This window comes from Methylobacterium aquaticum (assembly GCF_001043915.1).
Lineage (GTDB): Bacteria > Pseudomonadota > Alphaproteobacteria > Rhizobiales > Beijerinckiaceae > Methylobacterium > Methylobacterium aquaticum.
Genome location: NZ_LABX01000002.1, coordinates 1 through 18300 on the forward strand (window position 1 = coordinate 1; position 18300 = coordinate 18300).

Below are 18300 nucleotides of genomic sequence, written 5' to 3' on the forward strand. Positions count from 1 at the left end.
CCTCCCGCCCCCATCCTCCGGCTGGCCGACGTCCCCGCCCTGCGGGCGCAGGTGCGGGCCTGGCGGGCGGCCGGCGAGGGCGTGGCCCTGGTGCCCACGATGGGGGCGCTGCACGAGGGGCACCTGTCCCTGGTGCGGCAGGCGCAGGCGAGCAGCCGACGGGTCGTGGTCAGCATCTTCGTCAACCCGACCCAGTTCGGCCCCAACGAGGATTTTTCACGCTACCCGCGGGTCCTGGAGGCCGATCTCGCGCTCCTGGCGGAGATCGGGGCCGATGCCGCCTTCCTGCCCGATGTCGCCACCATGTACCCGCCGGGTTTCGCCACCACCGTGACGGTGACCGGGTTGACGGAGGTCCTGTGCGGGCCGTTGCGCCCCGGGCACTTCGCCGGTGTCGCCACCGTGGTGACGAAGCTCCTGCTGCAATGCCTGCCCGACCGGGCGGTCTTCGGCGAGAAGGACTTCCAGCAGCTCCAGGTGATCCGGCGCGCCGCCCGCGATCTCGACATCCCGGTGGCGATCGAGGGTGCGCCGACGCTGCGCGAACCCGACGGGCTCGCCCTGTCGTCGCGCAACCGCTACCTCTCGGACGAGGAGCGGCGGGTGGCGCCCGCGATGCATGCCGTCCTGCAACGAGTGGCCGAGGCCGTGGGTGGTGGCGCGGCGACGGCGCCCGCCCTGGCGGAGGGCCGGGCGGCCCTGGAGGCGGCCGGGTTCGGGCCGGTGCAGTACCTGTCGGTGAACGATGCCGAGACCCTGGCGCCGCTGGAGCGGGTCGAGAGTCCGGCCCGGGTCCTGGCGGCGGCCTATCTCGGCCGCACGCGCCTCATCGACAACGTCGCGGTCTGAGAGAAGACCGCGACGCTGGGGAGCTTTAAAGGTCCCGCAACGGGACGTTTAGAGCATTTTCCGACGAAGTGGACACCGGTTCGTCGTAGGCAATGCGTCAAAATCAAAGAGCGAGAGAAGCTTCGCGATGGCAACGCAATCGTGAAGCTTCTCTAGAGCATTTTCCGACGAAGTGGATACCGGTTCGTCGTAGAAAATGCGTCAAAATCAAAGACCTAGAGCACTGCCCGATTGCAACGTGATCGGGCAGTGCTCTAGTCCCGCAGAAGCTCGTTGATGCCGGTCTTGGCCCGGGTGCCGGCATCGACGCGCTTGACGATGACTGCGCAGTACAGCGACGGGCCGGGGGTGCCGTCCGGCAGTGCCTTGCCGGGTTGCGTCCCCGACACCACCACCGAGTAGGGCGGCACGCGGCCGTAGGAGACCTCGCCGGTAGCCCGGTCGATGATCTTGGTCGAGGCGCCGATATAGACGCCCATCGAGAGCACGCTGCCCTCGCCGACGATCACGCCCTCGGCCACCTCGGCACGGGCGCCGATGAAGCAATTGTCCTCGATGATGACCGGGTTGGCCTGGAGCGGCTCCAGCACGCCGGCGATGCCGGCACCGCCGGAGATGTGGCAGTTCTTGCCGATCTGGGCGCAGGAGCCGACCGTGGCCCAGGTATCGATCATCGAGCCCTCGCCGACATGGGCGCCGAGATTGACGAAGGACGGCATCAGTACCGCGCCCGGCGCGATGTAGGCGCCCCGGCGCACCACGGCGCCCGGCACCGCCCGGAAGCCGGCGGCACGGAAGCGTGCGGCGTCCCAGCCCTCGAACTTCGACGGCACCTTGTCCCACCAGCCGCCGCCGCCCGGGCCGCCCTCGATCAGCGCCATGTCGTTGAGGCGGAAGGACAGCAGGACCGCCTTCTTGAGCCACTGGTTGACGTGCCAGTCGTGGTTGCCGGACTTCTCGGCGACGCGGGCCTGGCCGGAATCGAGCAGCGCCAGGGCAGCCTCGACGGCCTCGCGCACCGGCCCGTGCGTCTCGGCGCCGATACCGGCGCGGTCCTCCCAGGCGGCTTCGATGGTCCGGGCGAGATCGGCATGCGACATGAGAGGCGTCCAGGCGGGAGTGCGTATCGGCGCCCCGTCTACCAAAGCCGTTGCGGTGCTGTCACGTCGGGTCGGCGGCGCGGCTGCCGGCGAAGGTGCGGGTCAGGGCGGCGAGTTCGTCGGCGAGCGCGTCGTGGATCACCGTGGCGGCGTCCGGAAACACCTCGAGCATCCGGCGCATCACCGCCTGGGTGACGACCATGACCTCGACCGGAGCGGTGCCGGCCCGCGCGGTGGTCGGCCGCTCCAGGGCGGAGAACAGGGCGGCCTGGCCGATCAGCGCGGCGGGCCCCGCCTCGACCCGGGTCCCGTGAGGGCCGCGGGGCTCCAGCACCACCGTGCCGCGGGTCACCACGAAGCCGCCCTCGGCACTCTCGCCGCGGGTGAACAGCACGGCGCCCGGCTCCAGCCGCCGACGTTCGGCCGCGAACGAGATCAGCCGCAAGGCATCCCGGTTCATCAGGCCGAACAGCGGCGCCGCTTCCAGAATCGCGATGTCGTCGTCGAGCGCCAACGGCCCCGCTCTCCCCCCTGCCGTGCAGACGCATTCATCCGCGTCCGGCCGGCCCGCCCAAGCTCCCACCAGCGTCCTGCTTAGCCGATCCGGCCGGCCCGTGCCATGTGCCGGCCGGCCTCCGGCACCGCCTGCCACAATCCTCCCGCTTATACCAACGGCCGAAGATGCTGACGCATCGATTCGATCTCGGGCAGGCCCGGGATCGACGCGGCCGTTGCTCCATCTCGAAGTGTCGATGCCGAGCCCAGATGTCCGGGACCCTGGGGCTTGGCGACAATTCGCGAACGGCACCAAAGGTCGTTTCCAACGACCGTTGGTATTACGCGACCCGCATGTCGTCCCCGCCGCAGGACCGTGACACCACGCGGTTGCGTCCCTGGCGCTTGGCCTCGTAGAGGGCCGCGTCGGCGGCCGAGAAGCATTGTCCATCCGTCTCGTCCGACAGGGCCTCGGCGACGCCGAGACTCACCGTGACGCCGCCGCCCTCGTTCCCGATATGCGGGATTTGCAGGCGGGCCGTGGCCTGGCGGATCCGCTCGGCTCGGGCGACGGCCTCCGCACCGGACGCCCCCGGCAGCAGCACGGCGAATTCCTCGCCGCCGATCCGGCAGGCGGTCTCCCCCGGTTCGCGGACCTGGCGTTGCAGCACCCGGGCGATGGCGCGCAGAACCTCGTCCCCGGCGAGATGGCCGTAGGTGTCGTTGTAGCGCTTGAACCGGTCGGCATCGAGGAGGATGAGCGACAAGGGCAGGCCGCTCCGCGCGACCTCCGCGCGCGCCTGCGCGAAGGCTTCGTCGAAATGGCGCCGGTTCGGCAGGCCGGTGAGCCCGTCGGTATGGGCGAGGCGGGCGAGATCGCGGTTGGCCGCAAGGGCTCGTTCCTCGGCACGGGCCCTCCGCTCCAGCTCGCGCTGGAGCACGAGGGTCAGCCCGATCAGGCCGCCGCACAGGAAGGCCACCACGGCGACGATCGCCATCGCCTTGGGCCGCCACAGCTCGGCGATCACCCGCGTGGGCACCATCACCGCGGCGATGAGCGGCCGGTTGCCGATCCGGGTAAAATGGAACAGGCCCTCGACCGCCTCGGTATCGCTGACCGCGACGAACTGGCCCGAGCGCTCTTGGAGGAAGTGCCGGAAATACGGCGCTGCCGTCAGGTCCTTGCCGATCGCGTGCGCCAGCATCGGGTTGCGGACCAGGAGTTCGCCGCGTTCGCGAAACACGGCGATGTGGGTCTGGTCGCCCGATCTGAGCCGGCCGAACAGGGTATCGAAGTAGCCGATGTCGATCGTGCCGACGACGACGCCCGCGAAGGCGCCGTCCGCATAGGCGAGGCGGCGGCTGAGCGGGATCACCCAGTGCCCGTCCGGCTCCGTCCTGAAAGGCGTGCCGATATAGAGCCCGACATCCTCCCGTTCCTTGTGGACAAGGAAGAAATCCGCGTCCGGAAAGCGCAGCCGCCGCGGCACGACGGCGGCCGAATCGGCGAAAGCCTGCCCCTGCGCGTCGAGGGCCAGGATCGCGCCGAGACCTTTCGCGGTGGCGGCCCGGTCGAACAGAACCACCTGGCGCAGGCTCGGCGCGATGCCGTCGGCCTCCGGGTTGTGCAGGCCGTCGACCACGCCCTGGAGCGACAGGTCGTAGAGTTCGATGTTGCGGTCGACCATGTGCTCGACCGATTCCAGCAGGCTCTGCGAGACCTGGCCGACCTGGTCCCAGGCGCTCGAGCGCATCTGCATGACCGTCAGCCCCGAAACCGCGCCGATCACCAGGGTGGCGACGACGATCGACCCGGCCAGCGTGCGGGACGCGGTGGAGGGTTGCCTGCGAGGGCCGGGGTGCATCGACGCTCCGTTGCGCGGTGCCAGTGATCCTCCCTCCGTATTAGGAGATGTCTAACATCGGGTTGCCCTCCAGGAATAGCCGAACGTCCTAAGCCACATGGACGGGGGCAGGGCTGATTTGCAGCTGGGTGGGAGGCCCGGATCGTGTCCCGTACCGTTTGCGGCTACGATCCCGCACCCCAGAACCGCCGCAGGAGGGTCCACGATGCGCGCCGACACGATTCCGCCCACGACCCGCAGGGGGGCACCGCGATGATGAGTCCCGCCTTGCGCGAGGAGGTCGCCCGCCGCTACGGCACTCCTTCGGTCGTGATCGACCTCGACCGGGTCGCCCGCAACATCGCCCGGCTCCAGGCCGCCTGCGATGCGGCGGGCCTCGCCAATCGCCCGCACATCAAGACCCACAAGAGCCCGGTCCTCGCCCGGATGCAGATCGAGGCCGGGGCGCGTGGCGTCACCTGCCAGAAGATCGGCGAGGCCGAGGTGATGGCCCGGGCCGGGATCGACGACATCCTGATCAGCTACAACCTGATCGGCCCGCACGCGATCGGCCGCCTCGGCCGGCTCCTGCGCGAGAGCCCCGCCCGGATCGCCGTCGCGGCCGACAATCCCGTCACGGTGGCGGGACTGCCGGAGGCCGCGCGCGCGGGCGGCCGCACGCTCGACGTGGTGGTGGAATGTGACACCGGCCGCAAGCGCGCCGGCGTCGAGACTCCGGCCGAGGCGGTGGCGCTCGCCCGCGACATCGCGAGCCGGCCCGGCCTCGCCTTCGCGGGCCTGCTCCTCTATCCCCCGGCCGGCGCCGCCGCCGGCGCGCAAGCGTTCCTCGACGAGGCGCAGGCGGGCCTGGCCGCGCACGGCCTGACCGCGCGCATCGTCTCGACCGGCGGCACGCCGAACCTGCCGGACCTCGGCCAGGTCCGCGGCGCCACCGAGCACCGAGCCGGCACGGTGATCTTCAACGACCGCATGATGATGGCGGCGGGCGTCGCCGGCCCGGAGGATTGCGCGCTCGTGGTGCTCTCCCGGGTGGTGAGCCGGGCGGGGCCCGAGCGCGGCATCCTGGATGCCGGGTCCAAGACGCTCACCAGCGATTCCGGCGGCGGGCTCGACGGGTTCGGTCTCCTGCCCGATCATCCGGGCGCCCGCATTGGAGCTTTCGCGGAGGAGCACGGCTTCCTCGATCTCTCGGCGTGCTCGGCGCGGCCCCCGGTCGGCACCCTGGTCGAGGTGGTGCCCAACCACGTCTGCGTCGTCGTCAACATGGTCGACGCGATGGTGACCGTGCGCGACGGGGACATCGTCGGGACGCTGGCCGTGGAAGCCCGGGGGATGATCGCGTAGCGAACGGAGACTCCGTTCCAGCGCCATTCCCACCCACACCCTCATCGTGAGGTGCTGGCGATCAAAGATCGCGACCGGAGGGAGGGTTCGAAGGGGGCAGGGATCTCGGAGACGTCTGGAGCCCTCCTTCGCGGCTCCGCGATTGTCGATCGCGCCACATCTCGGGACGAGGGCGTGGGTGGGATGGCCCTGGAACTCTCGATGGCCCGCGGCCGTCCGCCTGCGACTCGGCCATCCGCTGTGCCTACGGCAGCAGCTTGTAGCCCCCGCCCTCCGTCACTAGGATCGAGGCGGTCGCCGGGTTCGGCTCGATCTTCTGGCGCAGGCGGTAGATGTGGGTTTCCAGGGTGTGGGTGGTGACCTGCGCGTTGTAGCCCCACACCTCGGCGAGCAGCGTGTCGCGCCCCACCACCTGACGCCCGGCGCGATAGAGGAAGCGCAGGATCGCGGTCTCCTTCTCGGTGAGCTTCAGCTTCGAGCCGCGCTCGCCGACGAGGAGCTTGGCGCCCGGCCGGAAGGTGTAGGGGCCGATCTGGAACACCGCATCCTCGCTCGCCTCGTACTGGCGCAGCTGGGCGCGGATCCGGGCGAGCAGCACCGCGAACTTGAACGGCTTCGTCACGTAGTCGTTGGCACCGGCCTCCAGTCCCTGCACGGTGTCGGAATCCGAGGTCTGGCCGGTCAGCATGATCACGGGCCCGCGAAAGCCGCCCTGGCGCATCTGCCGCACCGCCTCGCGCCCGTCGAGATCGGGCAGGCCGACATCCATCACCACGAGGTCGACCCGCTCGGCGGCGACCCGGTCCATCGCTCCGCGGGCGGTCTCGGCCGTGACCACCTCGAACGTGTCCGAGAGGGCGAGCTGCTCGGTCAGGGTGTCGCGCAGGGTCGGATCGTCGTCGACGACGAGCAGGCGGTGGGCGTTCGACATCGAACCGGCACTCTCGAGGAAGGCGGACGGGCGCGAGGTCCCGCCGCCGGCCAGAGCGACGCTCCCGGACGGAGCGCAGCCTGGCAGCGTTGCGGGGCAGAGTAGCGGAGCGCCAAGCCGCGGCAAGGCCGGAGCCCCGCCTGTCCACGGCGCCGGCCTCATGCGCGGGGCGGCAGCGGACCCTCGGGGCGCGGCGGAGCGGGACGCAGGTTGCCGGGCGCGGCGAGGTGAGGGCGCGCCACCGCCACCGGGCAGGCCTGGAGCCAGAGATAGGCCCGGAGCGCCAGCCAGGCATCCTCCAGCGCGCCGTGGCGGGCGCCGGCCCGACTGAGCCCGATGCGCCGGCACACTGCATCGAGGGCCGCCCTCCCCTTCTCGCCGCGGCGGCGATACGCCTCCATGGTGCAGTAGACCTTCGAGGCCACCGGCGGCAGCCCGGCAGCGGCGAATTCGCGGTTGAGGATGCCGAGATCGAAGGCGGCGTTGTGGGCCACGATCAGGTCGGCCCTGGCGAGGAGGTCCGCCAGGGCGCCCGCATGGATCCCGGCCGGGTCCTGGTGGCGCAGCAGCCAGTCGTCGTAGCCATGCACCGCCTCGGCCATCGGGTGGCTCGTCCGGCCGGGATCGAAGATGAGATGATGGCAGGTGATTTCAGGCTCCGCGGTGGCCAGGGAGGCGGTGGTGAGGGCCACGGCGCCGAAGCTCACCACCCGGTCGGTCGCCGCCAGTCCCGTCGTCTCGACATCCACCGCGACGAGGCGCGGCGGCAGCCAGCCGAGCCAGTCCGGGGCGGCATCGGAGGCGGGGATCGGCGCGGTCATGGCGGGGGGACTCAGATGCGAAGGCTCCGGCATTCTCCGCCGGGCGGGACGTCCTGTCACGGTCCCCTCGACGGGTCCGGACCCATCGCCGTAGAACGGAGCCCATGAAGCGCACCACCCTCCCGCACCTGCGGGTCCGCCCGAATCCCCTCGACCGGCGCCGGGGCACCCTGATCGCCGGCCCGGTCCTGATTCCCTGCGCCCTCGGCAAGGGCGGACAGCGGCGCGACAAGCGTGAGGGCGACGGCGCCTCGCCCCACGGGACGTTCCGCCTGCGCGGCGGCTTCTACCGGCCCGACCGGCTCGGGGTGCGGCCCGCGAGCCCCCTCCCCTTGCGCCGCCTCCGCCCGGAGGATGGCTGGTGCGACGATCCCCGCGACCGGCGCTACAACCGCCCGATCCCCCTGCCCGCGCCCGGAATCAGCGCCGAGCGGCTGTGGCGCGACGACGGGCTCTACGACCTCGTGATCGACCTCGACTACAACCGTGGCCCGATCCGGCCCGGCCGCGGCAGCGCCATCTTCCTGCATGTCGCCCGCCCCGGCTTCCGGCCGACGGAGGGCTGCGTCGCCCTGCGCCGTCCGGACCTCGTCCGGCTCCTGCGCCGCCTCGGGCCGGGCACCTGTCTCACGATTTAAGCAGACCTGCGTCGGCGGGCCAACGCAGGTCTGCTTGGATTCTTGCTTTATCGCAGAGTTCTGCCGCCGACCGGCGACCGCTTCGGCGCCATCGGCTGAGGCAAGCTGTGCTCCGACAGCGCCGCCAAGTCGCGAGAGCTTCCTCCGCCGATCGGGATGCGGGGCACAAAAAACTCTTTTTTTGGTAACGCTGCCACACTCGCGTGGGACGACCACATCCTGTAGGGTCTGGCTCGCCACACAAAAGCCATATCGGACGCCGGGAGAGACGCATGCTCAACGCCTACACCGCGACCGAGATCGTTCGTGCCCGCCAGATCCACGCGGCGGAGGGGGCGCGCGGCACCCTCTGGGACAGCTCCACCCGCTACCGAGACGGGCTGCCCAATTCCCCCATTCTGCTCACGGACGAGGACCGCGTCCGCTTCCTGGAGCAGGCACGGGAAGAGATCCGCTGCCTGCACGCGAACTGATCCGCCAAACCATCTGATCGCGTCAGCCTTTCGGCTGGCGCGCTCCGAAGATCGCGCTGCCGACCCGGACATGGGTCGCGCCCATTTGGATCGCCGCCGGGTAGTCGGCGCTCATTCCCATCGAGAGGATCGGCAGGGCGTGGCGGCGGGCGATCGCCGCCAGCAGGCCGAAATGCGCCGAGGGCGGGTCCTCTGCCGGCGGGATGCACATCAGCCCCGAGACCGTGAGGCCATGCGTGTCCCGGCATTCGGCCAAGAACGCATCGACCGCGCCCGGCGCCACCCCGCCCTTCTGCGGCTCCTCGCCGGTATTGACCTGCACCAGCAGGGTGGGGTGTCGGTTGCTGCGCTGGATCTCCTTCGCCAGGGCGGCAGCGAGCGACGTCCGGTCGAGGGTGTGGATCACGTCGAACAGCTCCACCGCCTCGCGGGCCTTGTTCGATTGCAGCGGCCCGATCAGGTGCAGGGCGATCCCCTCCGCCTCCTCGCGCAAGCCCGGCCACTTGGCCTTGGCCTCCTGGACGTAGTTCTCGCCGAAAAGACGCTGGCCTGCCGCGATGGCCGGCCGGATGCCCTCGACCGGGATCGTCTTCGACACGGCAATGAGGGCCACTTCCGCCGGATCACGCTCGCAATCCTGCGCGGTCCGGGCGATCTCGTCGTGGATCTCGGCCAAGTTCGCCACAATGGTTTGCGGGTCGATCATGACCGCTGTCCTTTCCGGCGGCGCGCCGCCCTGCTTGATTGTTGACCCTCGGGACCAAACCGTGTCCTAGTCCGCCGGCGCCGCGCCGAGCAAGCTCAACCGTTTGCGGCCGTGACGTTTTCCCTTCATCCCTGCCGCCGGTGCTCTCGGCGCCGGCGCCGACCGGTCGCAAAGACGCCGCCATGGCCGAACGTTACAACGCGAAGGATTCCGAGCCCCACTGGCAGCAGGTGTGGGCCGAGCGGGAGATTTTTCGCACCCGCAACGACGATCCGCGCCCGAAATACTACGTGCTCGAGATGTTCCCCTACCCGTCGGGGCGTATCCATATGGGCCACGTGCGCAACTACGCGATGGGCGACGTCGTCGCACGCTACAAGCGCGCCAAGGGCTTCAACGTCCTGCACCCGATGGGCTGGGACGCCTTCGGCCTGCCGGCCGAGAACGCCGCGATGCAGAACAAGGTCAACCCGCGGGACTGGACCTACGCCAACATCGCGACGATGCGGGCGCAGCTGCAATCGATGGGCCTGTCGCTGGACTGGAGCCGCGAGATCGCGACCTGCGATCCCGACTATTACAAGCACCAGCAGCGGATGTTCCTGGACTTCCTGACGGCCGGGCTGGTCGCGCGCCGCACCGCCAAGGTGAACTGGGATCCGGTCGACCATACGGTCCTCGCCAACGAGCAGGTGATCGACGGGCGCGGCTGGCGCTCCGGCGCCCTGGTCGAGCAGCGCGAGCTGACCCAGTGGTTCTTCAAGATCACCGATTTTGCCCAGGACCTCGACGACCGGCTCGACACGCTGGAGCGCTGGCCGGAGAAGGTCCGGCTGATGCAGCGCAACTGGATCGGACGCTCGGAAGGGCTGGAGCTGCGCTTCGCCCTGGAGACCGCGCCCGAGGGCGCCGGCCGCGAGGTCACCGTCTACACGACCCGGCCCGACACGCTGTTCGGCGCCAAGTTCCTGGCCGTCGCCGCCGACCACCCGCTCGCCGCCGCGGTGGCGAAGGATAACCCGGCCTTGCAGGATTTCATCGCCGAGTGCCGGCGCATGGGCACCGCGCAGGCCGCGATCGACACGGCGGAGAAGCTCGGCTTCGATACCGCCTTGCGGGTGCGCCACCCGCTCGACCCGTCCTGGACCCTGCCGGTCTATGTCGCGAATTTCGTGCTGATGGATTACGGCACCGGCGCGGTGTTCGGCTGCCCGGCCCATGACCAGCGCGACCTCGACTTCGCCAACAAGTATGGTCTCGGCAACACGCCGGTCGTCTGCCCGCCGGACCAGGACGCCGCGAGCTTCGTCATCACCGATACCGCCTATGATGGCGACGGCCGGATGATCAACTCGCGCTTCCTCGACGGGATGACCACCGACGAGGCGTTCAAGATTGTCGCCGATCGCCTGGAGGCCGAGACCCGCGACGGCGCTCCGGTCGGCAAGCGTCGGGTGCAGTTCCGCCTGCGCGACTGGGGTGTCTCGCGCCAGCGCTACTGGGGCTGCCCGATTCCAGTCATCCATTGCGATGCCTGCGGCGTCGTGCCGGTCCCGGTCGCGGACCTGCCAGTGCGCCTGCCGGAGGAGGTGTCGTTCGACGTGCCCGGCAATCCGCTGGAGCGGGATGCCGCGTGGCGCAACGTGCCGTGCCCGTCCTGCGGCAAGCCGGCCCGGCGCGAGACCGACACGATGGACACCTTCGTCGACTCGTCCTGGTACTTCGCCCGCTTCACCGCGCCGTGGCTTCAGGATGCGCCGACCGACAAGGCGGTGGCGGATCATTGGCTGCCGGTCGACCAGTATATCGGCGGCATCGAGCACGCGATCCTGCACCTGCTGTATTCCCGCTTCTTCATGCGGGCGATGCGCACGACCGGGTGGGCCGGGCTCGACGAGCCCTTCGCCGGCCTGTTCACGCAAGGCATGGTGGTCCACGAAACCTACCGCGACGCGGATGGGGCGTGGGTGCAGCCGGTCGACGTCAAGATCGTCAGCGAGGACGGCGCCCGGCGAGCGTTTCACGTGAAAACAGACGCGCCGATCGCCATCGGGGCGATCGAGAAGATGTCGAAGTCGAAGAAGAATGTCGTCGATCCGGACGACATCATCGCGTCCTATGGCGCCGACACGGCCCGCTGGTTCATGCTCTCCGACTCGCCGCCCGAGCGCGACGTGATCTGGACCGAGGATGGCGTGCAGGGCGCCTCGCGCTTCGTCCAGCGGGTCTGGCGCATGGTCAGCGACGTCGCCACGGGCGGGAACGAGCCGGCGGGCGCCGGCAGCGAGGCGGTGCTGAAGGCGGCGCACAAGGCGCTGGCGGCGGTCGGCGACGATATCGAGCGTCTCCGCTTCAACCGCTGCGTGGCTCATATCTACGAGCTGGCGAACAGCCTCCAGGAGGCGGTCAACGCCGAGCGCGGCCACGCCCCCTCCCCTGCCCTGCGCGAGGCGACCCTGATCCTGGTGCAGCTCATCGCCCCGATGATGCCGCACCTGGCCGAGACCTGCTGGACGGCGCTCAACCAGGACGGCCTGGTGGCGGAAGCCGCCTGGCCGACGCTCCGGAACGACCTCCTGGTCGAGGACAGCGTGACCATGCCGGTGCAGATCAACGGCCGCAAGCGCGCCGACGTCACCGTCGCGCGGGACGCCGACCAGGCGGCCGTCCAGGCGGCCGTGCTGGCCCTCGAACCGGTGCACCGTGCCCTGGAGGGCAAGCCACCGCGCAAGGTGATCGTCGTGCCGCTGCGCATCGTCAACATCGTGGTCTGATCGACCGCATCACGGTTCGACCATGACGGGCCCGGCGATCATCGGATTGCCGGGCCCTTCTCGTGTCATCCCCGATCTTCACCGAGCGCCCGGCTCACGGCCCTGCTGTCGCCGCAGAGAGTCTTTAGATCAACGTCCTAATCCTGGCCGCCCAAGAGGGATGGTCGATCGGTGGGTCACCCCTCTTGGCAGGACTTCAGCGTAGCGGTAACGGCGTCAGGTAGCGGTACAGAATCACGCGGTGGCAGGACGGACCTTCATGGCAGGCAGCACGGCGAAGACGGCGCGGAACCTCATATTCGTCGCCACCCTGGCGCTCGGCCTCTCGGCCTGCTTCCGGCCGCTCTATGGGCCGACCGCCTCCGGCGCCCCATTGAGCGCCGTGCTGGCGTCGATCCAGGTCGAGCCGGCCAGGACGGCGCAGGGCCAGGAACGCCTCGGGCACTACCTGCGCAGCGAGCTGGTCTTCGACCTCGACGGCTCGGGCACGCCGACCGAGAAGAAGTACCGGCTGAGCCTCGCGGCGAGCGAGACGGTGCAGACGCCGATCGTCAGCTCGATCACCGGCCGGGCCGAGGCGGCGACACTGGTCGGCACCGCCTCCTACAAGGTCCAGACTCTCGCCGGCGATCGCACCATCACCGAGGGCGTTGCGCAAGGAACCGCCACCTACGACCGTTCGTCCCAGCGCTTCGCCAGCCTGCGCGCCGCCCGCGACGCCGAGATCCGCCTGGCCAAGCTCCTGTCCGATCAGATCAAGACCCGCGTCGCCGCGATCCTGGCGACCCAGCCCTGAGCGCACCGATGACCACCGGAGGCGTGTCGTGACGGCCGTCAAGGCCGGAGAGGTGGAGGGGCTGCTGCGCCGCGGTCCCGATCCGCGCATCGCCGTGATCCTGGTCTACGGCCCGGATACCGGTCTCGTCACCGAGCGCGCCCGCCTGCTGGCCGAGGCAGCGGTCGACGACCCGTCCGACCCCTTCGCTCTGGTCAAGCTCGATGGCGACGTGCTGGCGAGCGATCCCGGTCGCCTCGTCGACGAGGCCGCAACCGTTGGGCTGTTCGGCGGCAAACGAGCGGTCTGGGTGCGACCTGGCAGCCGCAACTACGCGCCCGCGGTCGAGGCTGCTCTGAAGCAGGACGGCGCCGATACCCGCATCGTGGTCGAGGCCGGCGATCTCGCCAAATCGGCCCCGTTGCGCGTCGTCTGCGAGCGCTCGCCCCGGGCGCTGGCGATCCCCTGCTATCCGGACGATGCCGGGACGCTCGCCGACCTGATCGACCGGACCTTGCGGGCCGACGGCTTGCGCATCACCCGCGAGGCTCGCGATCTTCTCGTCAGTGGCCTCGGCGGTGACCGGCGAGCCAGCCTCGGCGAGATCGAGAAGCTGGCGCTCTACGCCCGCGGCCAAGGCGAGATCGGCATCGACGATGTCGAGGCGATCGGCAGCGATGTCTCGGGATCGATGCTGAATGCTCTGATCGACGCCGCCTTCGCGGGGCGGATCGCCGAGACGGAGCGGAGCTACCGGCGCTTCCAGATCGAGGGCATGGATGCCTCGGTGATGCTCGGCGGCGCCTTGCGCCACGCTCTCACCCTGCTCGCCACGCGCCTCGACGGCGAGGGCAAGAGCCCGAGCGCCATGGTGGCGGGCTGGCGCGGCCTGCATTTCCGGCGCCAGAAGATCGTCGAGAGTCAGCTCGCCCGCTGGAATCCGGCCTCCCTGCGCCGGGCCGCGTCACTGCTCCAGGAGGCGGTTCTCCAGGCCCGTCGAGCCGGGGGCAACTTCTCTCACGCGATTGCGGCCGATCTCTTCTTGCGTCTCGCCAGCGAGGCTGCACGCCGGGGCTGACGACCCCCCTCCCCTCTGTCGGAGCCGGGCATCATGGGCCCGGCTCCGCATTCGTCACGCTTCAAGCCGACGACACAGCCCGTCGAGCTGGTCGAGGCTCGCATAGCGCAGCCGCACCTCGCCGCCGGTGCCCTTGGCCTCGATCGACACCACGACCCCCAAGGCGTCTTCCAGGCGCCGTTCGAGCGCGCGGGTATCGGCATCCTTCTCGATAGCGGCTTTGCGCGGTCGGCCGGGCCTCGGGCCGGTGCCGGTCTGCTCGCCGGCGGCCAGGGCCTCGACCTCTCGCACCGTCATGCCGTCCTCGATCACCCGGCGGGCGACGGTGTCCGGATCCTTGACGGCGAGGAGCGCCCGGGCATGACCGGCCGTGAGCGTGCCGGCAATGACGTGGTCCTGCACGCTGGCGGGCAATTGCAGCAGGCGCAGGGTGTTGGCGAGATGGCTGCGGCTCTTGCCGATGATCTCGGCGAGTTCGGTCTGGGTGTAGCGGAACTCGCTCATCAGCCGCTCGTAGCCCGCCGCCTCCTCGATGGCGTTGAGATCGGCGCGCTGAACGTTCTCCAGAATGGCGTATTCGAGCGAGGTGCGGTCGTCGATCTCGACCGTCACCACCGGCACGTCATGCAGCCCGGCCCGTTGCGCCGCCCGCCAGCGCCGCTCGCCGGCGACGATCTCGAAGGCGTCCGGCATATTGGCCAGCGCCCGGACCACGATCGGCTGAATCACCCCGCGGGTGCGGATCGAGGCCGACAATTCCTCGAGTTCGGTCTCGGCGAAATGGCGACGCGGGTTGCGCGGGTTCGGCCGCAGGAACTCGATGGGAACGCGCCGCTGGCCGGCCTTCGGCTTCTCGGCAGCCGCTGGGGTTTCCTCGCCGAAATCGCCGATCAGCGCCGCGAGCCCCCGCCCGAGGCGCGGACGCGCTCCCTCCTCCGCCATACCCTTCATCCTCTCATCGACTCCACTCGACCAACGGCGCAGGATTCCCGATCGCGGGCGGACCCGGGATCGACACGGTGTCAGGCCGCAGCCGGCAGGCGGCCTTCACGCTGGATGATCTCGGATGCGAGCCGCAGATAGGCTTGCGAGCCGGCACATTTGAGATCGTAGAGCAGCACCGGCTTGCCATGGGACGGCGCCTCGGAGACGCGAACATTGCGCGGGATCATGGTCTCATAAACCTTGTCGCCCATGAATTCGCGCACATCGGCCACCACCTGCGCCGACAGGTTGTTGCGCGGATCGAACATCGTCAACACCACGCCCTGGATCACCAGGCGCGGGTTCAGGGCGCCCTTGACCTGCTCGACGGTGCGCAGCAACTGGCTCAAGCCCTCGAGGGCGAAGAACTCGCATTGCAGCGGCACCAGCACCGCATGCGCGGCCGCGAGCGCATTGAGGGTGAGCAGATTGAGCGAGGGCGGGCAGTCGATCAGGACATACGTGAAGCGCTGGTGCTCCGGCGCCTCGCCCCGGTCGAGCGGCTCCAGCGCGCGGCGCAGGCGCTGCGCCCGGTCCGGTGCGCTCGCCATCGCCATTTCGAGGCCGAGCAGATCCATCGTGGACGGAACCAGCGACAGGCGAGGCACGGCGGTTGCCTGGACCGCCTCGGACAGAGGCGCCTCGCCGGCGAGCACGTCGTAGGTCGAGAGGCGGCGCTGGCGCCGATCGATGCCGAGACCCGTCGAAGCATTGCCCTGTGGGTCGAGATCGACGATCAGGACGTGCTCGCCGATCGCCGCGAGGGCGGTGCCCAGATTGATCGCCGTCGTCGTCTTGCCGACGCCGCCCTTCTGGTTGGCGAGCGCGATGATGCGCAGGGGCGGCGGGCTGCCGCTCACCTGCGACTCGGGGGGGTCCGCGATCATGAGAGAAGGCCGTTCACGCTGGAGATGCGGACGATTCGCGCGTCAGAATCGGTCCGGCTCGGGATCAGATCCGCGGTAAATCTCCACCTTTCCTCCGCCTCGGTCAATTCCGTTAAGACATCACGGCCCTTCGGAAACAGCCCGGTGGCGCCTTTTTTCAACAGCGGTTCGGTCCAGGTGAGGAGCTGGGACAGTGGCGCGAGGGCCCGGGCGGTGACGATCTGCGAACCGGTGAAGCCCGCGACCACCGCTTCGATCCGGGCGACATGGATTTTCGCGGGCGCGCCTGTGAGGCGCGCGGTCTCCTGGAGGAAGGCGCCTTTCCGGCCGTTGCTCTCGACGAGATCGACGCGGAAGCCGGGTCGCTCCCGACCAGCAATCGCCAGGATCAGCCCAGGAATGCCGGCGCCGCTGCCGAGATCGAGCCAGCGGGTGGCTTCGGGGGCGAGGGCGAGGAGCTGAAGCGAATCGGCGACGTGACGGGTCCAGACCTCCGCCAGGGTCGAAGGCCCGACGAGGTTCTTGATCGATTGCCAGCGGGTGAGCTGGGCGACGTAGAGATCGAGGGCTGCGGCTGTTTCACGTGAAACGCCGGCGTCCCGCAGGACCGCGTCACGGCCGGGAGGAGCCTTGGTCATTCGGCCGGGACCTGAGCGGCGGGGCGGCGGCGTGCATGAGCCGCCAGCAAGGTGAGGGCTGCCGGCGTCACGCCTTCGATACGGGCGGCTTGGCCGAGGGTGACGGGGCGGACCGTGTCGAGCTTCAATCGCAGCTCGTTCGACAAGCCGGCAATGGTGCCGTAATCGAGCAGGGCTGGCAGCACCATTGCTTCGTCTCGCCGGAACGCCGCGATATCGGCCCGTTGCCGGTCGAGATAGACCGCATAAGTCGCGTCGGTGCAGAGCCTGTCGGCGAGGGCAGGGGGGACATCCCGAAGCTGCGGCCAGACAACGGCCAACTGATCCCAGGTGATCTCCGGATAGGACAGAAGCTGGAATGCCGAGCGGCGGATGCCATCGCGGTTGAGGGTGATGCCGTGACGCTGCGCCTCCGTGGGGGTGAGACTCACGCTCTCGAGCATCCGGCGCGTGTCGTCCAGCGCTGCACGCCGCGTGGCATCGTGCGCGGCCCGCACCGGCGAGATGCAGCCGAGGGCGAGGCCACGGCCGGTCAGACGCTCATCGGCATTGTCGACCCGCAAGCTGAGCCGATATTCCGAACGAGAGGTGAACATGCGGTACGGCTCGCTGACCCCATGGGTGACGAGGTCGTCGATCATCACGCCGAGATAGGATTCGGCCCGGTCGAACACCGCGAGTTCGACTGCGCCAGCCAGGCGGGCCGCGTTGAGCCCGGCCACCAGCCCCTGGCCGGCGGCCTCCTCGTAGCCGGTGGTGCCATTGATCTGACCGGCCAGGAACAGGCCCCGGATGCGGCGGGTCTGAAGTGTCGGGTCGAGTTCGCGCGGATCGACGTAATCATACTCGATCGCGTAGCCGGGGCGCAGGATGACCGCGCGGGTGCAACCGGGCAGCAGACGGACGATGCTGGCTTGTACCTCCTCGGGGAGGGAAGTCGAGATGCCGTTCGGGTAGACGGTCACATCGTCGAGACCTTCCGGCTCAAGGAAGATCTGGTGGCCGTCGCGGTCGCCGAAGCGCACCACCTTGTCCTCGATCGATGGGCAGTAGCGCGGGCCCCGGCTGGTGATGCCACCCGAATACATCGCCGAGCGGTGCAGGTTGGCGCGGATCAAATCGTGCGCCGCCTGGGAGGTCCGGGTGATGCCACACTCGATCTGCGGCGTGGTGATGCGCGCGGTGAGAGTTGAGAACGGGACCGGGTCGTCGTCGGCGGCCTGCTTGTCGATCCCGTGCCAATCGATGGTGCGGCCATCGAGACGTGGCGGCGTCCCGGTCTTCAGGCGGCCAAGGGCGAAGCCGTGCCGGTCGAGAGTCGTGGACAGACCCATGGCCGGACCTTCGCCGATCCGGCCGGCCGGGATCGTGACCTCGCCGATATGGATCAGTCCGCGCAGGAACGTCCCGGTGGTCAGGACCACGGCGCGGCCAGGGACGGCGCGGCCATCTTTGAGCACGGCGCCGGCGACCCGGCCATCGATCACGGTCAGGTCCGCGACTTCGCCTTCGATGATCGCAAGGTTCGGGATGTCTGCGAGGAATGCCTGCATCGCCCGGGCGTAGAGCTTGCGGTCCGCCTGCGTGCGTGGTCCGCGCACGGCCGGTCCCTTGCGGCGGTTGAGCAGCCGGAACTGGATTCCGGCACGATCCGCGACCCGCGCCATCAGACCATCGAGGGCATCGACCTCGCGCACGAGGTGACCCTTGCCGAGGCCGCCGATGGCAGGATTGCAGGACATCGCCCCGAGGGTGTCGCGGCGATGCGTGACGAGGGCGGTGCGAGCACCGTAACGCGCGGCGGCGGCGGCCGCTTCGGCGCCCGCATGGCCGCCGCCGACGACAATCACGTCGTAGGGGGAAGAATCATCGGAAAGCATGCGCTGATTAGGGGATGCCGGATGACGGCGTCAATCACGCTGTCGCATCGTCCCGCGTTTCA

The 18300-nt window shown here is 69.7% G+C and carries 17 protein-coding genes; 7 read left to right on the plus strand and 10 right to left on the minus strand.

Going from position 1 to position 18300, the window contains the following annotated elements:
- The first annotated feature begins 12 nt into the window (after window positions 1–12).
- The gene (gene panC, locus VP06_RS00180) at window positions 13–849 is read left to right on the plus strand and encodes a pantoate--beta-alanine ligase (protein ID WP_048461858.1); all 837 of its coding nucleotides are present in this window, start codon (window positions 13–15) and stop codon (window positions 847–849) included.
- Window positions 850–1103: 254 nt separating this feature from the next.
- Here panC and dapD read toward each other — a convergent pair whose 3' ends face one another.
- The 3 genes from dapD to VP06_RS00195 all read right to left on the minus strand — a co-directional run bounded on the left by dapD (window position 1104) and on the right by VP06_RS00195 (window position 4309).
- Window positions 1104–1949 carry a 2,3,4,5-tetrahydropyridine-2,6-dicarboxylate N-succinyltransferase gene (gene dapD, locus VP06_RS00185; RefSeq protein WP_048461814.1) on the minus strand — a complete coding sequence of 282 codons (846 nt, stop codon included), beginning with the start codon at window positions 1947–1949 and terminating at the stop codon, window positions 1104–1106.
- 61 nt (window positions 1950–2010) lie between these two features.
- Entirely contained in the window at window positions 2011–2463 is a 453-nt protein-coding gene (locus VP06_RS00190; protein ID WP_048461815.1) for a Crp/Fnr family transcriptional regulator, read from the minus strand.
- A gap of 322 nt (window positions 2464–2785) precedes the next feature.
- On the minus strand, window positions 2786–4309 hold the full coding sequence (locus tag VP06_RS00195; RefSeq protein ID WP_048461816.1) for a GGDEF domain-containing protein: 1524 nt from the start codon (window positions 4307–4309) through the stop codon (window positions 2786–2788).
- 255 nt (window positions 4310–4564) lie between these two features.
- Between VP06_RS00195 and VP06_RS00200 the strand changes: the two genes are divergently transcribed.
- The gene (locus VP06_RS00200) at window positions 4565–5653 is read left to right on the plus strand and encodes an alanine racemase (protein WP_048461859.1); all 1089 of its coding nucleotides are present in this window, start codon (window positions 4565–4567) and stop codon (window positions 5651–5653) included.
- Between the two features lie 244 nt (window positions 5654–5897).
- Here VP06_RS00200 and VP06_RS00205 read toward each other — a convergent pair whose 3' ends face one another.
- Window positions 5898–6584, minus strand: a complete 687-nt coding sequence (locus VP06_RS00205; protein ID WP_048461817.1) for a response regulator transcription factor — start codon at window positions 6582–6584, stop codon at window positions 5898–5900.
- 158 nt (window positions 6585–6742) lie between these two features.
- On the minus strand, window positions 6743–7405 hold the full coding sequence (locus tag VP06_RS00210; RefSeq protein ID WP_048461818.1) for a 3'-5' exonuclease: 663 nt from the start codon (window positions 7403–7405) through the stop codon (window positions 6743–6745).
- 104 nt (window positions 7406–7509) lie between these two features.
- Between VP06_RS00210 and VP06_RS00215 the strand changes: the two genes are divergently transcribed.
- Window positions 7510–8043, plus strand: a complete 534-nt coding sequence (locus VP06_RS00215) for a L,D-transpeptidase family protein (protein ID WP_048461819.1) — start codon at window positions 7510–7512, stop codon at window positions 8041–8043.
- A 272-nt stretch (window positions 8044–8315) separates the two neighbouring features.
- On the plus strand, window positions 8316–8516 hold the full coding sequence (locus VP06_RS00220) for a hypothetical protein (protein ID WP_048461820.1): 201 nt from the start codon (window positions 8316–8318) through the stop codon (window positions 8514–8516).
- Window positions 8517–8538: 22 nt separating this feature from the next.
- On the opposite strand, the gene VP06_RS00225 is transcribed toward VP06_RS00220, so the two are convergent.
- Window positions 8539–9222, minus strand: a complete 684-nt coding sequence (locus VP06_RS00225; protein ID WP_048461821.1) for a YggS family pyridoxal phosphate-dependent enzyme — start codon at window positions 9220–9222, stop codon at window positions 8539–8541.
- A gap of 182 nt (window positions 9223–9404) precedes the next feature.
- Between VP06_RS00225 and leuS the strand changes: the two genes are divergently transcribed.
- The 3 genes from leuS (at window position 9405) to holA (ending at window position 13849) form a co-directional block, all read left to right on the plus strand.
- Window positions 9405–11996 (plus strand): leucine--tRNA ligase, encoded by a 2592-nt coding sequence (leuS, locus tag VP06_RS00230; protein WP_048461822.1) that lies wholly within the window; start codon window positions 9405–9407, stop codon window positions 11994–11996.
- A 259-nt stretch (window positions 11997–12255) separates the two neighbouring features.
- Window positions 12256–12792: an LPS assembly lipoprotein LptE gene (locus VP06_RS00235; protein ID WP_048461823.1), complete on the plus strand. Its 537-nt coding sequence runs from the start codon at window positions 12256–12258 to the stop codon at window positions 12790–12792.
- Between the two features lie 28 nt (window positions 12793–12820).
- Window positions 12821–13849 (plus strand): DNA polymerase III subunit delta, encoded by a 1029-nt coding sequence (gene holA / locus VP06_RS00240; RefSeq protein WP_048461824.1) that lies wholly within the window; start codon window positions 12821–12823, stop codon window positions 13847–13849.
- A gap of 54 nt (window positions 13850–13903) precedes the next feature.
- On the opposite strand, the gene VP06_RS00245 is transcribed toward holA, so the two are convergent.
- The 4 genes from VP06_RS00245 to mnmG form a co-directional block, all read right to left on the minus strand.
- Window positions 13904–14791, minus strand: a complete 888-nt coding sequence (locus tag VP06_RS00245) for a ParB/RepB/Spo0J family partition protein (protein ID WP_048461825.1) — start codon at window positions 14789–14791, stop codon at window positions 13904–13906.
- An 80-nt stretch (window positions 14792–14871) separates the two neighbouring features.
- Complete coding sequence (locus VP06_RS00250; RefSeq protein WP_048461826.1) at window positions 14872–15720, minus strand: ParA family protein; 849 nt, start codon at window positions 15718–15720, stop codon at window positions 14872–14874.
- Window positions 15717–16358, minus strand: coding sequence for a 16S rRNA (guanine(527)-N(7))-methyltransferase RsmG (gene rsmG, locus VP06_RS00255; RefSeq protein ID WP_048461827.1), 642 nt, complete (start codon window positions 16356–16358; stop codon window positions 15717–15719). The genes VP06_RS00250 and rsmG overlap by 4 nt, the downstream gene beginning before the upstream one ends.
- A complete protein-coding gene (gene mnmG / locus VP06_RS00260; RefSeq protein ID WP_048461828.1) occupies window positions 16355–18238 on the minus strand; it encodes a tRNA uridine-5-carboxymethylaminomethyl(34) synthesis enzyme MnmG in 1884 nt (627 codons plus the stop codon). The genes rsmG and mnmG overlap by 4 nt, the downstream gene beginning before the upstream one ends.
- Window positions 18239–18300: the final 62 nt, after the last annotated feature.

Bases quoted from the DNA above. Each gene is read 5' to 3' on its own strand.
- VP06_RS00200 (WP_048461859.1), top strand. From the start codon at position 4,565: ATGAGTCCCGCCTTGCGCGAGGAGGTCGCCCGCCGCTACGGCACTCCT.
- VP06_RS00235 (WP_048461823.1), top strand. From the start codon at position 12,256: ATGGCAGGCAGCACGGCGAAGACGGCGCGGAACCTCATATTCGTCGCC.
- VP06_RS00210 (WP_048461818.1), bottom strand. From the start codon at position 7,405: ATGACCGCGCCGATCCCCGCCTCCGATGCCGCCCCGGACTGGCTCGGC.
- leuS (WP_048461822.1), top strand. From the start codon at position 9,405: ATGGCCGAACGTTACAACGCGAAGGATTCCGAGCCCCACTGGCAGCAG.
- VP06_RS00250 (WP_048461826.1), bottom strand. From the start codon at position 15,720: ATGATCGCGGACCCCCCCGAGTCGCAGGTGAGCGGCAGCCCGCCGCCC.
- VP06_RS00245 (WP_048461825.1), bottom strand. From the start codon at position 14,791: ATGGCGGAGGAGGGAGCGCGTCCGCGCCTCGGGCGGGGGCTCGCGGCG.
- VP06_RS00195 (WP_048461816.1), bottom strand. From the start codon at position 4,309: ATGCACCCCGGCCCTCGCAGGCAACCCTCCACCGCGTCCCGCACGCTG.
- VP06_RS00215 (WP_048461819.1), top strand. From the start codon at position 7,510: ATGAAGCGCACCACCCTCCCGCACCTGCGGGTCCGCCCGAATCCCCTC.
- VP06_RS00205 (WP_048461817.1), bottom strand. From the start codon at position 6,584: ATGTCGAACGCCCACCGCCTGCTCGTCGTCGACGACGATCCGACCCTG.
- VP06_RS00220 (WP_048461820.1), top strand. From the start codon at position 8,316: ATGCTCAACGCCTACACCGCGACCGAGATCGTTCGTGCCCGCCAGATC.
- rsmG (WP_048461827.1), bottom strand. From the start codon at position 16,358: ATGACCAAGGCTCCTCCCGGCCGTGACGCGGTCCTGCGGGACGCCGGC.
- dapD (WP_048461814.1), bottom strand. From the start codon at position 1,949: ATGTCGCATGCCGATCTCGCCCGGACCATCGAAGCCGCCTGGGAGGAC.
- VP06_RS00225 (WP_048461821.1), bottom strand. From the start codon at position 9,222: ATGATCGACCCGCAAACCATTGTGGCGAACTTGGCCGAGATCCACGAC.
- mnmG (WP_048461828.1), bottom strand. From the start codon at position 18,238: ATGCTTTCCGATGATTCTTCCCCCTACGACGTGATTGTCGTCGGCGGC.